The organism is Chroococcidiopsis sp. CCNUC1 (assembly GCF_023546805.1).
Classification (GTDB): domain Bacteria; phylum Cyanobacteriota; class Cyanobacteriia; order Cyanobacteriales; family Chroococcidiopsidaceae; genus Chroococcidiopsis; species Chroococcidiopsis thermalis.
Window position 1 is genome coordinate 5,657,764 of sequence record NZ_CP097480.1, and the last position, 13,415, is coordinate 5,671,178.

A 13,415-nucleotide genomic window follows, 5' to 3' on the forward strand; every position below is an offset into this window, starting at 1 on the left:
AGTATTAACCGTGCAATGTAAAATAAAACGTACTACCTTCTCCATAAGTTGATTCCACCCAAATTTTCCCGCCATGACGCTCTACAATTTTCTTGGCAATGGTTAAACCAGCGCCTGTTCCACCTCCATACCGATTCGGTGCATGTAATCGCTTAAATATGCGAAAAATAGTCTCTAAATGCTTTTCTCTAATTCCAATACCGTTATCTCTAACATAGAAAACAAAGGAATTACTTTGGCTATCGTTAGAGCTATTTTCAGACTCTAAATAGCCGATTTCTACAGATTTATCTTCTTTGTTGTTGTATTTAATTGCATTGCTAATTAAATTGCTAAAAACTTCACTAACTTGGACGCGATCGCATTCAACAATTGGTAAAGTCTGAGAAATGCGAATATTAGCTCTCTCTTCTTTCAAACTAATATTTAGTACATCAACGACGTTACTAACCAATTCATTCAAATTCGTTTTCTGGAACGAAAGTTCTATCCTTCCTAACCGCGAGAAGTGAAGTAGAGATTCAATCAAATCCTCCATTCGCTGCGTCAAACGTACCAAAGTTTGCAGTTTAAATGCGCCGTCTTCATTCAGAATATCTGCATAATCTTCAAGCAGAAAGCTAGAGTAGTTATGAATTCCTCGTAACGGCTCTTTCAAATCGTGGGAAGCAATATATGCAAAGGCATCAAGCTCGCTATTAGTCCGTTCTAACTCACTATTAATTCGTGCTAATTCCGCTGCTTTACGCAGCACAATACCTACAATTGCACTTCTCAGTTCTACTGCTACATCAATTTCGCATTGTTGCCAAGGTAGAGATTTTAATTTTACTGTTTCTTGCCACAATTCAAAAGATTGACGCGGGGATAAGCGTAAACTTCCATCTTGTTGTATCTCAACTGGTTTATGAGGATTACCACCCCAATTCACAGTTTGAATCACTTCAGGACGAAACCAAAGAATGTAATCATTTTGACTTTTGGAGATAGCCGTTGCTAACAAACCACTCGCACTATCTTTAAATTTTGTCGCTGGTTGATAAACTTTTGGCAGCGAGTCCGTGCAGTATACGTCATTATGAATTTGAGGTTCAAGCCATTGAATTAATTCTTGAATTTCTGTTTCACTGGGTGTTTTACCAACTAGCCATACCTGACTGTCTGCACAAATAGCAGCTCCCTCGCTAGCAGTCAACTCTAATAAATTGATTCGATTTTGGAGTAAACTCTCAACAAAATTTTCGTCTTGAGGAATAATTTCAACAAATTTTGATAAAATTGAATTGAGTTTAATCTTGTAGTCCATGCCTTCATTATCTTCTTTGGTAGCCAGTTCCAAAGACATGACTTGACCCAAAAACTCGCAAGCAGTACGGACTTCACAAGTGAGATAATTAGCTGCGGAATGATGGCAGGCAATCAATCCCCATAATTTTTTATTTTTCACCAAAGAAATAGACATAGAAGCGCCGACCCCCATATTTTTTAAATACTCAATATGGATCGGAGAAACGCTACGTAAAATACTAAGACTCAAATCCAAAGTCTTATTGTTATCTGAATCGGTAGAAATAATTTCTACAGGTTCGTAATTGACATCGGGAACGAGTCGGAGGAGATTTAAGGTATAAAGATGCTTGGCTTGCTTAGGAATATCGGAAGCAGGATAGTTTAAGCCAAGATAAGAAGTCAAATCTTCGCGTTTATCTTCCGCTATAACCGTGCCAGCACCTTCAGAATTAAAGCGATAAACCATGACGCGATCGAAGTTCGTCAGTTTTCTGACTTCTTTCACAGCAATTTGGCACATCTCTGCTAAAGTATCTACCTTTTGCATCCGATCGATCGGGTTTTTGACTAAATGATAAAAATCAAAAAAGTCTCTACTTTTATTCGTTCTTCTTGATTCTATTTCTAGAACCAGTAAATTATCTATATTGCGATGAATAATTCCATCAAAAACTAGAGTTTTGTTTTGAGATTTTATGGCTATTTTTAAGGGATTTACACTATCAAATTCCTGCGATAAACATTGTTTTATCGAATTAATATGCTTTAAATTAAGTAGATTATTTAATGGTTTATCTAGTAATTCTTGAGCTGAAACTTGAATGATATCGGAAACATTCTTACTAACTTGTACAACGATTAAGTCAGGTTCTTGTAGGACAAAAAGTACACCGTGAGGTTGGATAGATCCAGGAATATGAATTGGTTCGCGATCGCAATTCGTCAAATCAACCGTTTCGGCGATCGTCAACTCCTCCGACTGTGAAGCACTGGCGTTGTCTCGATCTAGCGATTGTAATGACCAATCCATACAATTCAACCTGATAGTTAGGCTGCTACAATCCCATACTATAGGATTATTTCTATAAGCATAGAGTAATAGCTCCGCTTATTGTATCATCCTCTATACAATGGTCATTTAGGATACAAAATTAAGATATTCTTAATTCTTTGAACTATAGATAAATCGTTATTGTTCTTGAAGATTGAACGCAATACATAGTCTGTTAGAGTGTGCGATCGATCCACCCTAACAAGAGTGCAATTTTAGTTCGGCAAAGCTACTAATTGAGATTCAATTGTAGTAGGATTGAGACTGCGACCGATAAAAACCAATCGAGTTTGCGGCATTTCTTCAGGTTGCCACAAGCGATCGTAAAATTGGTCAAATCGGGTTCCCACGCCTTGTAAAACCAGACGCATCGGTTTATTTGCAACAGCGACAAAACCTTTAATCCGATAAATATCTTGTTCTTTTGCTAATACTTGCAACTGGTTTTGTAAAGCATTAGGTTCAAATGTGCGATTTAACACAACATGGGTTGAAGTAATTTCTTCTTCGTGTTCGTGGTCTTCTTCCGTGTCGTGATGGCTGGGACGATTGGACAAATCATCTTCAGCCGCAGCTTGAAAACCCAACAAAATTGTAGGATCGATTTGACCGCGATCGCTTGTTACCATTTTTACCTGTCGCGGTAGTTCTTGTTGCACCAACTTTAAAACTTCGGCTTGCGTTGTTGCATCAATCAAGTCAGTTTTATTCAATACAACTAAATCTGCACAAGCCAACTGGTCTTCAAATAATTCCTGTAATGGGGTTTCGTGTTCTAAACTCTCATCTGCCTGTCTTTGCACCTCAATCGCCTGCGGATTGCTAGCAAACGTTCCGGCGGCAACAGCAGCACAATCTACCACCGTCACCACTGCATCCACCGTAGCAGCATTGCGGATCTCGTGCCAGCGAAAAGCTTTCACCAATGGTTTTGGTAAAGCTAACCCAGAAGTTTCGATCGCAATGCAATCTATACTATCTCGGCGTTTTAATAACTCCAGCATTGTCGGCAAGAATTCTTCTTGTACCGTACAGCACAGACAACCATTTGTTAATTCCACAATCTGAGGTAAGCTATCTTCACCTTTCGCCTCTTCTGGACAAACCTGGCAAGATTTCAGTAATTCCCCATCTATCCCCAACTCACCAAACTCATTGACTAAAATAGCAATGCGCCGTCCCTGATTATTTTGCAACAAATGACGGATGAGAGTTGTTTTGCCGCTGCCTAAGAAACCAGTAACGACTGTAACGGGAATTTTTGTAGCCATTGGATTCTAATTGAAATTAGCCTGCGATCGACAAACAGCATTGTCTCACAAGTATTGAGGGAGTGGGGAGCAGTTATCACTGACCAGTGACCAGTGAGCATTCTCAATTAGTATTCAGACCCGCCTCGAACTTAAGTCCGAGGCTAACAGCAAAAGTCTACTGAAGTAGACTAGAAATCAATTGTAGTCGGCTTTATCCGACTTGAGCTATAAGCCAGTGAATTAATTCACTGGCGGCGATTGCCACAGGTGACTACTTAACTTTTAACCCATCACCGAGGAAGTCAAGAACACTACCCCAATTGCACAGATTGCTAAACCAGATAATCTTAACCAAGCAGGACTAGAATTAGCAGATTTCTGCAATGCTAAATTTCCTACTAAAAAGGCAACTAAAGCAACACCATATTGGATTAGAGTAAAACCCAACAAGTAGGCAAATAGAGGAAACATTTGCGCCCCGATAATAGCTTCTCCGTAAGCGTAACCGTGAAATAATCCCGCGATCGCACCCAACCCCAATGTTATCAACCAATGAGGACGATCTCGCCACACCAGCATTGCCCCAAAGATGATAACAGAAACTGCGATCGCGACCTCAGCCGCAGGTAAATCGATTTGGAAGACGTGAATAACTGTCCCCAACATCGCCGCCACGACAAACCCAGCCGGAATTAAAGCACCGCGCCGCTGTCCGACTGCAAGTAATCCAATTGCCACGACAAAAGCTAAATGATCTAAACCGATAACAGGGTGAGCCAGTCCTGACAAGAAACCTTCAAATAAATTTACCGGAGTCTTGCCACCAATCGCGTGATGGGCATAAGCTGGTTGGGGTATGGCAAAAAATGCGATCGTCAAAGCGGTTGCGATTGCCCCTAGATAGCGCCAAAATAGCTGCAAAATTTTAGACATCAAATCTTTAGACATCATCCGTACCTCGCGAAGGATGTGAGTTAAACAATTTCTATCGGTGGGTATTCTGACTCATGCGGGAGCTGGGAATCGGGAATCGAGAAATTCTGAGCAAAAATTACCAACTACCAATTACTAACTACCAACTACCAATTACAGTTGCGGGACAGCGCCGGACTTACACCGAACTTTCCCCGTTGCCTCTAACAGCTGTTTCCTGCTAGAACCGATTAGATTGAGGAGATTATCATACCACCAGATCGCATCTTTAGAGAAAAACAGAACTGTTCTTACAGTTGTTTTGTAAAAATCGTAGCAGAGTTAGTATTTTATTCTTTCTATATATTTAAAGGGTGATAAGCACGTGGAAGCATCTGTATCGAATAGTTAATTCTATTAGTCACATGATTAGTTTTATGCTGAGTGTCAAGTCAGAAATACGCTGCTAAACGATTCATCATCAATCCTTAAAAGTAACTTACAGTTCTTATCATTGCGTAATGAAACTAGCTCAAAATGTGATTCACCTTATGGCTTTATAATCTGCTCTAATTGAGCCGATTCTTTTGCTATCAACAAGTTTTTGTGGCGCAACTGCTCAAAGTCGATCGCCTCTCGTTCAGTATAGTAGTTCTTTACTTCTGCCCTGCACGACCTACTTTACTTCTGCCCTGCACGATCTACTTTACTTCTGCCCTGCACGATCTACCTTGTTACTTAAATTAATGAAATTTTCTATAACTCAAACAACAATAGATAGAAATCATTTAACTTATACATAAAGTCATACATTTAATTGAACGCGATCGCAAACAGGTTGCTTTCATACTAAAAGTACTAATCAATTATTGATTAGTTTTATAGCTGCAAAGATGCAACGCGAAAAAAGGTATCAAGCCATTTTTCGAGAGTTAGTATCTTCATCTAAATGGACTCACAAACCGCTATCAGTGAGCAATTTAACAATGCCGTTCGTTCGACTTGCGATCGCATAAGACACGGATAGCCTACTAGTAGAGATACATTTCCCCAGGAAGATAAGTTAAATAATTAACCCCTTCCTACTAGTTCTCTATCTGGAAGTTAGTACTTATTCCAGATAAATTTACCCAATTCTATTAAAGGATTAAAACAATGTTGAAGATTGATAGAATGACTACTACTGCTGACTTGCTCAAACTTACTTCTGTTAACCAAGATATTTTTGTGGATTTAAATCAAAAAGATGCAGAAATAATTAGTGGCGGATGCAAGCTGGTTGAAATTACAAACAAGACGAAATACGATATCACCCATGTCTTGGATGGTAAGCAATATCTCATGAAACCAGGTGAAAAATGGTATTTTGCTGCTCCGAACGGATATATTAGCTTTGACACAGATGGTCGAGATAATTACAAGCAAGACAAATCATACACTTTAAACAATGAAGGAAAGTATAAATTTGAAGACAATAACTACACTCCTGAAAACCCATATGACCTCGATCTCTACATAGCATAATACCTAGATATCAAGAAGATTTACTGTTTTGATTTTCTAAGGTTCATTATTCTTTGCCATTTCAAGTGAAGAACTGACCGCTCTCGTAAAAAGAAAAGCTTCAAAAATTATGAGACAAATCATTTCATTTTGAAGCGCAGTTTTCTATCTGGAATAAATACCGACTTCCAGATAATTTTACCCAAATCTATTAAAGGATTAACACAATGTTAGACAACAGTTTTTCTTTTACTGATGAACAATTGTTTGCTGAATTAACCCCCGAAGAAGGTGCTGCTATTAGTGGAGGTACCAACTGGACTTATGAAGTCGAAAATACTACAGGTTCTGAACAGATTATTTATTGGATGGATAAATTCTACAAACCAAATAAAGTATCTATAAAGAACGGCGAAACAGTTTCCTTCAAGAGCCATGACCAGCAAGTTACTTTGCTATTTGACCAGGATGCTAACCCTACATCTTTGACTTTAGCAGGGGGAAAAGTTGCTGATGGATTCTACAGACTTAGCCAAACTGGTAACACTGTAAATTTCCATATAGGGAATATGCCGCCAGTACCTGTGAATGTTATGAATCCGATCTAGCAGATGTAATACACTACTTTACAGGACAACAACGCATGTTAGAGCCTCAGCAGACAGGCTAGATCGGACTATAGCTTATAGCTATAAAAGGTTTCTGAGCTATAGAGATATACCCCTATGTAAAAGTAGGTCATTTTATTCTCCATAGAATCAAGTCTGCAAGAAGGGAGACTAGGGAAAATCAAAGATATTTTTCCTTAGCTCCCAATTTCTTTATTAATAAAAGCTTGGTCGAACAAAATAATTAATAAAAGTTTTCTCGAATAAAACAGCCCTGATTTATCAAGGGCTACTCATCAACATGAAATACCAAATTGTCCTTCAACACAGTGAAGAAGACTGTGGCGCAGCCTGCATAGCAACCATTGCCAAACACTACGGACGCACCTTCACCCTCAACCGCGTGCGAGAAGCAGTTGGTACGGGGTCTCGGGGGACTACCCTACTAGGGTTGAATCGGGGAGCAGAAACTTTAGGATTCAATGCCCGTCAAGTCAAAGCAAATCCTCAAATACTCGATCGCTTGCACCAAGCACCGCTGCCAGCCATCATCCACTGGAAAGGCTACCACTGGGTTGTTTTGTACGGACAAAAAGGGAAAAAATATGTCATTGCCGACCCCGCCGTTGGTATCCGCTACCTGAGCCGCGAGGAACTAGTCAAAGGTTGGACTAATGGTACGATGCTACTGCTCGCACCAGATGACAGCCGCTTTTACGAACAACCAAACGATAGAGTTGGCGGTTTTGGGCGCTATCTGAAGCGCGTTCTGCCCTATCGGTTCATTCTCGCTCAGGCAATTGCCATCAACATGACCATTGGGCTGCTTTCCCTTGCCACTCCCTTAATGATGCAATTGCTCACCGACGACGTGCTGGTGAGGGGAGATACCCAACTGCTAACTACAGTGGCAATTGGGGTCGTTACGATGAATCTATTTAGAAGTGCGATCGGTTTAGTCCAGTCTCACTTGATCGGTCACTTTGGTCAGCGACTGCAATTAGGCTTAATCTTGGAATATGGGCGAAAACTTCTGCACTTGCCCTTATCGTACTTTGAAGGACGGCGCAGTGGCGAAGTCGTCAGCCGCATTGCTGATGTTAACTCGATCAATCAACTAGTTGCCCAAATTGTTCTCGGTTTACCCAGCCAATTTTTTATTGCCTTGGTTTCCCTCAGCTTTATGCTCTTCTATAGCTGGGGACTTACCATAGCTTCCTTTGCTGCCTTTGTCATTGTCACAATCGTTAACCTGCTGTTTCTCCCTGCCTTGCGCCAGAAAACTCGCAACCAAATTGTCTTAGGCACGGAAAACCAGGGTTTTCTGGTCGAAACTTTTCGCGGTGTTCAGGTACTCAAAACCACCCAAGCCACGGAGCAAGCTTGGCAAGAATATCAAAGCAATTACGGTCATCTTGCCAACTTGGGCTGGAGTACGATGAAGTTAGGGCTTTACAGTAGCACTATTACTGGTATCCTCTCCACTTTTACCAATATTGGTGTTCTCTGGTTGGGCAGCTACCTAGTAATTAATCAAACATTATCTATCGGTCAGTTGCTGGCATTTAACGGCATGAGCGGTAACTTTCTCGGTTTTTTAAGTTCAGCCATTGGGTTGGCTGATGAGTTTATTACTGCCCAAATTGTCATCCAACGCCTTACAGAAGTCATCGATGCCACTCCAGAAGATGAAAACGACTTCAAAAAACCTTGGACAGAAATTCAGGGCAATGCGGATATTATTTGCACTAATCTCAACTTTCACCATGCAGGTAGAGTTGACCTGCTCGAAGATTTTTCCCTCAAGATCCCTGGCGGTAAAGTTACAGCTTTGATTGGTAAATCCGGCTGTGGCAAAAGTACTCTTGCCAAACTGATTACTGGCTTATATTCTCTCCAATCTGGCAACATTCGCTACGGTGATTATAACCAGCAAGATCTCTCTCTCGAATGCCTGCGACAGCAAGTCGTTTTAGTGCCGCAAGAACCCCACTTCTGGAGTCGCTCCATCATTGACAACTTCCACTTTAGCTATCCCCACATCACTTTTGAGCAAATTGTGAGGGCTTGCCAGATTGTAGGTGCAGATGAGTTTATTAGTAACCTGCCCGATAAATATCAAACAATTTTAGGAGAATTTGGTGCGAATCTCTCTGGGGGACAACGGCAGAGACTAGCTATAGCCAGAGCCATAGTTACTGACCCACCGATACTAATTTTAGATGAATCTACTGGCGCTCTCGATCCAGTCAGTGAAGCTCAAGTACTAAATCGACTGCTGCACCATCGCCAGGGCAAAACGACGATTTTGATCAGCCACCGTCCCAAAGTGATTGGGCGAGCCGATTGGATTGTGCTGCTAGAAGCAGGACGCTTGAAAATCTCTGGCACTCCAGAGGAACTACGCTATCAAGTCGGCGACCACTTAGATTTTCTCGATGACTTTACTCCAGCAACAAATGGTTTAGTCGGCAAATCTGCCTCGTATTCTAACGGTAAGTCTCCCACTGGCACTCAAGCTCCAGGCTACTAATGACTAATTGATAATTACTGTTTTTGATTAGAAATTACGAACGATCTATTATGACTAGCCGCTCCAATTCTCACTTTCTACCTCTAATTCAAGAAAACGGATTTCTCCCGCCACTCGGTCGTTGGACTAATGTAAGTGGATTATTAATTCTTGCTGTTGTCTGGTTAGCTGTCCCAATTGCCTCAGTAGCTAAGTATAAAGTCACCGTCAAAGCGCAGGCAGTCGTCCGTCCGGCTGGAGAATTGCGGCTCGTTCAGGCAGCAACCGCAGGTTCGGTGATGCGGATTTCTGTTAGAGAGAATCAAGTTGTCAAGACTGGAGATGCGATCGCCACAATTGATGACTCGAAGCTACAAACTAAAAAGAGTCAACTAGTTAGCAGCATTGGACAGAGCCGCCTACAACTCGTTCAAATCAATGCCCAGATTAGCGCTCTCGATAGCCACATTGAAGCAGAAACTGACCGGATCGATCGCGCTGTTGCCTCAGCTCAAGCGCAACTGAGCGGTCGCAGTCGAGAATATCAAGACAAGAAAACTATTGCTGTTGCTGACGTTGCAGAAGCTTCTGCAAACGTTAGGATAGCTCGGGAGGAATTACAAAAAGCTCAGGCACAATTAGGCGTGACTCAGGCGAATTTCAGAGCGGCGATCGCTGGCTTCAAAGCAGCTCAAGCAAAGCGAAACCGATATGAGAGTGTCGCTAAAGTAGGAGCGCTGTCTCGGGATCAGTTTGAGGAAGCACAACTAGCTGTTGACCAACAACAACAGGCAGTTGAGGCGCAAAGAGCGGCAGTCCAGACGCAAGAACAAGCGATCGAGGGGCTACAAGAAGCAGTTACAGCAGCCCATGCTAAACAGCAACGCGCCCAAACTTCCCTGAATCCCAGTCAGGCAGAAGTCGCGATCGCCGAATCGCGTATCGCTCAAGAAAAAGCTTCAGGAAAAGGTAGTATTGCTACATTAAACAAAGAACGCGATGCCCTGATCGGACAACAAATTGAAATTCAAAAACAGCTAGAGCGCGACAAAAGCGAACTCCAACAAGTAAAATTCGAGCTAGGACAGACTAACATTACCGCTACATCTGACGGTATTATTTCCAAGCTGAACTTGCGCAATCCTGGTCAAACTGTAATTTCTGGTGAGGAAATTGCCCAAATTGTGCCAACTAATGCACCCTTGGTCATTAAGGCAGCGATCGCGCCTCAGGAAAAAAATAAGTTGAATGAAGGTCAAGACGTACAAATGCGGGTTTCTGCCTGTTCTTATACAGACTACGGCACTCTCAAGGGTAGGGTGAAGGCAATTTCCCCAGATGCCGTTGTGCCTCAAGGAAATGGTGCTTCTACGGCAACCTCTACAACGACTACCAGTCAAACAGCGACTGCTCTTCCTAGTTTCTACGAAGTCACGGTTGAGCCAGAAAGTCTTTCTTTAGTTCGGGGCGATCGCCAGTGTTCTATCCAGTTAGGAATGGAGGGTAGAGTCGATATTATTTCTAGAGAAGAGACTGTACTCCAATTCTTTCTCAGGAAGGCAAGGCTAATTGCAGATTTGTGACCAGAAGTCATGTTTTAAACTTATTGTTAGCATTAAACTATCCTATTGTTGAGTTACCCTTTATTCTCATTGATACTAAATTGATGTTTATCAGATTAATTGAGTTTAGTCCGCAAGCGGTCTAATGAAATGGAAGACTCTCAATTTATTATTTTTATCGTCTTTGGTTGTATCTGGGTTCTGATGGGAACTGCGGGTGTAATTGCACTGCTAAAATCTGACGGTCAAGAAATTCGTTTTGGTAAATGGGGATTGATAGTTGCTCTACCAATTATTATCCCCATCGTCATTGCACTTGCTTTTGGCGCGTTCTACTACAACTAGTTCCGGTTTACTGCAAAATCTCTTGTAATTGGTGCTGGTTCCACAAATTTTGGTATAACCCTGGTTGTTGAACTAGTTCTTCATGCGTGCCAGATTGGACGATCGCACCCCGATCCATCACCAAAATCCGATCGGTAGTAGCCGCAGCTGATAGTTGATGAGAGATAAATATCACAGTTTTGCGATCGGTTCCTGTGGAAAGATTATCTAAAATCGCTGTTGCAGTCTGATTGTCAACGCTAGATAAGGCATCGTCTAAAATTAGTACCGGAGCATCTACAAGCAAAGCTCTAGCAAGCGCTGTACGCTGTCTTTGTCCACCGGAAAGGGTAATCCCTCGTTCGCCCACAATTGTTTCGTATTGCTGTGGAAAATTGAGAATTTCAGGATGAATTTGAGCTTGCTTGGCGCAGTATTCTACATCAGATTGTTCTGCGAGCGGATCGCCATATCGAATATTATTTTTAATTGTGGTACTGAAGAGAAAACTATCTTGTGGTACGTAGGCGATCGCGCGACGTAAATCTTTCAATGTAATTTGAGTAATATCTTGCCCATCTAAAAATAATTGTCCTGGGTCAATTTCTAAAAGATGAGGTAAAGCATTGGCTAAAGTTGATTTTCCCGAACCAATTGGTCCTACAATTGCGACTGTCTCCCCTGGCTGAATAGAAAAGCTGACATTTTGTAATGATGGTGTACCAGAACCAGCATATGTATAGCTCAAATTGCGTGCTGTTAACTTTCCTTTTATTTCTTCTTTTGCTAATGAAATCGCGTCAGGTTTATCGTAAATCTGAGGTTTGACTGCCAGAACAGATTCTACGCGATCGATACTGACTTCTCCTCTTTGATAAGCTGTAATGGTAAACCCAAGTAAAGCGGTGGGAAAAACGAGTCTTTCGACATAAAGTATGAGTGCTATAAAATCACCAACACCTAAACTGTTATTTGCAATTTTTCCCGCTCCAAACCACAATAATAAGAGCAGACTAACGTAAGAAAAACCTCCAACTAGGGGAAACAAAGTATTACGAGTTTTGGCGAGTTTTAAATTTGCCCCTAATAACCTGGAATTATTTTGCCGAAAAGCTAGGCGTTCGTTTGTTTCTTGAGCGTAGATTTTAATTAATGCCATCCCGCTCATATCTTCTTGAATTAATTCGCTAATGTCAGATAGTTCTTCTTGGACTTCTGCTTGTTCGTTACGGAGGCGATCGCTAAATAACTGTACCACCACCAACATCACTGGATAAATTGCTACAGCCGCAAGAGTCAGTTCGACATTAATTTGTAACATGAAAGGTAGCGTCAACGCATAAGCAAAGATCGTGTTGACAATACTCAGTACTGCAAAACCTACCAATCGCCGAATATTTTCGACATCACTTGTAGCGCGGTTGATCAAATCTCCCGCTGTATTTGTGTTGAAATAGGTAGGTTCCAGCTTCAAAAGATGTTGAAATAGCTTTTGTTTCAAGTCAAATTCGACTTGTCGTCCTGCACCAAACAGGGCAATCCGCGATACCATGCGGATTACCCACATGACAGAACTCAAAACAATTATCAATCCGACAAACTGTAAGACTTGGTCGAACCTAAATTCTCCCTGAAGGCGCTCGATAATGTCGCGAATTAATAGTGGAATGTATACTCCGACGGCGTTAACTACAAATAAAGCCACAACCCCTATGAGAACTTGTTTCCAGTGGGGACGCAGGTAATTGAGGAGTTTAGAAAAGCGAGAACGTTGAGCCATGACCGCCGCATGAAGGACTTTGCTGATTCTAGAATTATTGCAGTTATAGTTGTCTTCTGGCTGTTGGGGGAAGTTGGACTAAGCAAGCGGCTTCACAGTGTAAAATCCCTAGAAGCAATCTGTCAGCCAGTATAAAATCATAGTGGAACCTACTGAAGCCCAATATCTCATTCTGAACGCCCTGGAAACGCTAGAGCTACTACAAAGAAGGGTTTACGATCCAGAACAAGGCTTTTGGATAATTGAAACGCCTAATTCCGTGTTACCAATCGCTTTTTTGCTACCAAATGGTGAAATCGTTCCTATTACATGGTTTTTAGAGTCATGAAATCTACAGAAACAGAAAAACAGCAGTACGCACGAGTTAAAGAACTGCTGGACATATCTCATCAGCGTTATTTAGCAGCAGGAGGCGAACCAAAAGGCACTCATAGCGGTCTTCCTGGTGAAGATTTTCTCACGGCAACAGAAAGGGAAGAGTTAGTAAAATTAATGCGACTGCTAGCTGGTACTCGTGTAATTGCTGATGAAGTTCACTGTCAAGGACGGGTTTGGAAAGTACCTGTACTTGAAGCAAAAAATGAAAATCTGCCATGAATAATCAACAGATTGAGCGTTTT

11 protein-coding genes and 1 riboswitch are annotated in these 13,415 nt (G+C 41.6%); of the genes, 7 read left to right on the forward strand and 4 right to left on the reverse strand.

Annotation, left to right across the window (positions count from 1 at the left end):
- Nucleotides 1-4: 4 nt before the first annotated feature.
- The 3 genes from M5J74_RS26190 to M5J74_RS26200 all read right to left on the reverse strand — a co-directional run bounded on the left by M5J74_RS26190 (nucleotide 5) and on the right by M5J74_RS26200 (nucleotide 4,545).
- A complete protein-coding gene (locus M5J74_RS26190; RefSeq protein WP_250014132.1) occupies nucleotides 5-2,320 on the reverse strand; it encodes an ATP-binding protein in 2,316 nt (771 codons plus the stop codon).
- Nucleotides 2,321-2,556: 236 nt separating this feature from the next.
- Nucleotides 2,557-3,612 (reverse strand): cobalamin biosynthesis protein CobW, encoded by a 1,056-nt coding sequence (gene cobW, locus M5J74_RS26195; RefSeq protein ID WP_106217679.1) that lies wholly within the window; start codon nucleotides 3,610-3,612, stop codon nucleotides 2,557-2,559.
- Nucleotides 3,613-3,876: 264 nt separating this feature from the next.
- A complete protein-coding gene (locus M5J74_RS26200; protein WP_250014141.1) occupies nucleotides 3,877-4,545 on the reverse strand; it encodes a HupE/UreJ family protein in 669 nt (222 codons plus the stop codon).
- A gap of 21 nt (nucleotides 4,546-4,566) precedes the next feature.
- A riboswitch (cobalamin riboswitch) is annotated at nucleotides 4,567-4,773 on the reverse strand.
- A gap of 888 nt (nucleotides 4,774-5,661) precedes the next feature.
- On the opposite strand from M5J74_RS26200, the gene M5J74_RS26205 reads away from it, so the two are divergent.
- The 5 genes from M5J74_RS26205 (at nucleotide 5,662) to M5J74_RS26225 (ending at nucleotide 11,036) form a co-directional block, all read left to right on the forward strand.
- Nucleotides 5,662-6,030 (forward strand): hypothetical protein, encoded by a 369-nt coding sequence (locus tag M5J74_RS26205; RefSeq protein ID WP_250014143.1) that lies wholly within the window; start codon nucleotides 5,662-5,664, stop codon nucleotides 6,028-6,030.
- Nucleotides 6,031-6,236: 206 nt separating this feature from the next.
- On the forward strand, nucleotides 6,237-6,617 hold the full coding sequence (locus M5J74_RS26210) for a hypothetical protein (protein WP_250014145.1): 381 nt from the start codon (nucleotides 6,237-6,239) through the stop codon (nucleotides 6,615-6,617).
- 301 nt (nucleotides 6,618-6,918) lie between these two features.
- A complete protein-coding gene (locus tag M5J74_RS26215) occupies nucleotides 6,919-9,150 on the forward strand; it encodes a peptidase domain-containing ABC transporter (RefSeq protein ID WP_250014147.1) in 2,232 nt (743 codons plus the stop codon).
- A 50-nt stretch (nucleotides 9,151-9,200) separates the two neighbouring features.
- Complete coding sequence (locus M5J74_RS26220; protein WP_250014149.1) at nucleotides 9,201-10,712, forward strand: HlyD family efflux transporter periplasmic adaptor subunit; 1,512 nt, start codon at nucleotides 9,201-9,203, stop codon at nucleotides 10,710-10,712.
- Nucleotides 10,713-10,841: 129 nt separating this feature from the next.
- Complete coding sequence (locus tag M5J74_RS26225; RefSeq protein ID WP_106166514.1) at nucleotides 10,842-11,036, forward strand: hypothetical protein; 195 nt, start codon at nucleotides 10,842-10,844, stop codon at nucleotides 11,034-11,036.
- Nucleotides 11,037-11,043: 7 nt separating this feature from the next.
- On the opposite strand, the gene M5J74_RS26230 is transcribed toward M5J74_RS26225, so the two are convergent.
- The gene (locus M5J74_RS26230; protein ID WP_250014151.1) at nucleotides 11,044-12,795 is read right to left on the reverse strand and encodes an ABC transporter ATP-binding protein; all 1,752 of its coding nucleotides are present in this window, start codon (nucleotides 12,793-12,795) and stop codon (nucleotides 11,044-11,046) included.
- 142 nt (nucleotides 12,796-12,937) lie between these two features.
- Between M5J74_RS26230 and M5J74_RS26235 the strand changes: the two genes are divergently transcribed.
- Nucleotides 12,938-13,123 carry a hypothetical protein gene (locus M5J74_RS26235; RefSeq protein ID WP_015157418.1) on the forward strand — a complete coding sequence of 62 codons (186 nt, stop codon included), beginning with the start codon at nucleotides 12,938-12,940 and terminating at the stop codon, nucleotides 13,121-13,123.
- Entirely contained in the window at nucleotides 13,120-13,392 is a 273-nt protein-coding gene (locus tag M5J74_RS26240) for a hypothetical protein (RefSeq protein WP_015157417.1), read from the forward strand. Before M5J74_RS26235 ends, M5J74_RS26240 begins: the two co-directional genes overlap by 4 nt.
- The last annotated feature ends 23 nt before the right edge of the window (nucleotides 13,393-13,415 follow it).

Excerpts from the sequence above, each read along its gene's own strand:
- M5J74_RS26190 (WP_250014132.1), bottom strand. The coding sequence starts at position 2,320 with ATGGATTGGTCATTACAATCGCTAGATCGAGACAACGCCAGTGCTTCA.
- cobW (WP_106217679.1), bottom strand. The coding sequence starts at position 3,612 with ATGGCTACAAAAATTCCCGTTACAGTCGTTACTGGTTTCTTAGGCAGC.
- M5J74_RS26200 (WP_250014141.1), bottom strand. The coding sequence starts at position 4,545 with ATGATGTCTAAAGATTTGATGTCTAAAATTTTGCAGCTATTTTGGCGC.
- M5J74_RS26205 (WP_250014143.1), top strand. The coding sequence starts at position 5,662 with ATGTTGAAGATTGATAGAATGACTACTACTGCTGACTTGCTCAAACTT.
- M5J74_RS26210 (WP_250014145.1), top strand. The coding sequence starts at position 6,237 with ATGTTAGACAACAGTTTTTCTTTTACTGATGAACAATTGTTTGCTGAA.
- M5J74_RS26215 (WP_250014147.1), top strand. The coding sequence starts at position 6,919 with ATGAAATACCAAATTGTCCTTCAACACAGTGAAGAAGACTGTGGCGCA.
- M5J74_RS26220 (WP_250014149.1), top strand. The coding sequence starts at position 9,201 with ATGACTAGCCGCTCCAATTCTCACTTTCTACCTCTAATTCAAGAAAAC.
- M5J74_RS26225 (WP_106166514.1), top strand. The coding sequence starts at position 10,842 with ATGGAAGACTCTCAATTTATTATTTTTATCGTCTTTGGTTGTATCTGG.
- M5J74_RS26230 (WP_250014151.1), bottom strand. The coding sequence starts at position 12,795 with ATGGCTCAACGTTCTCGCTTTTCTAAACTCCTCAATTACCTGCGTCCC.
- M5J74_RS26240 (WP_015157417.1), top strand. The coding sequence starts at position 13,120 with ATGAAATCTACAGAAACAGAAAAACAGCAGTACGCACGAGTTAAAGAA.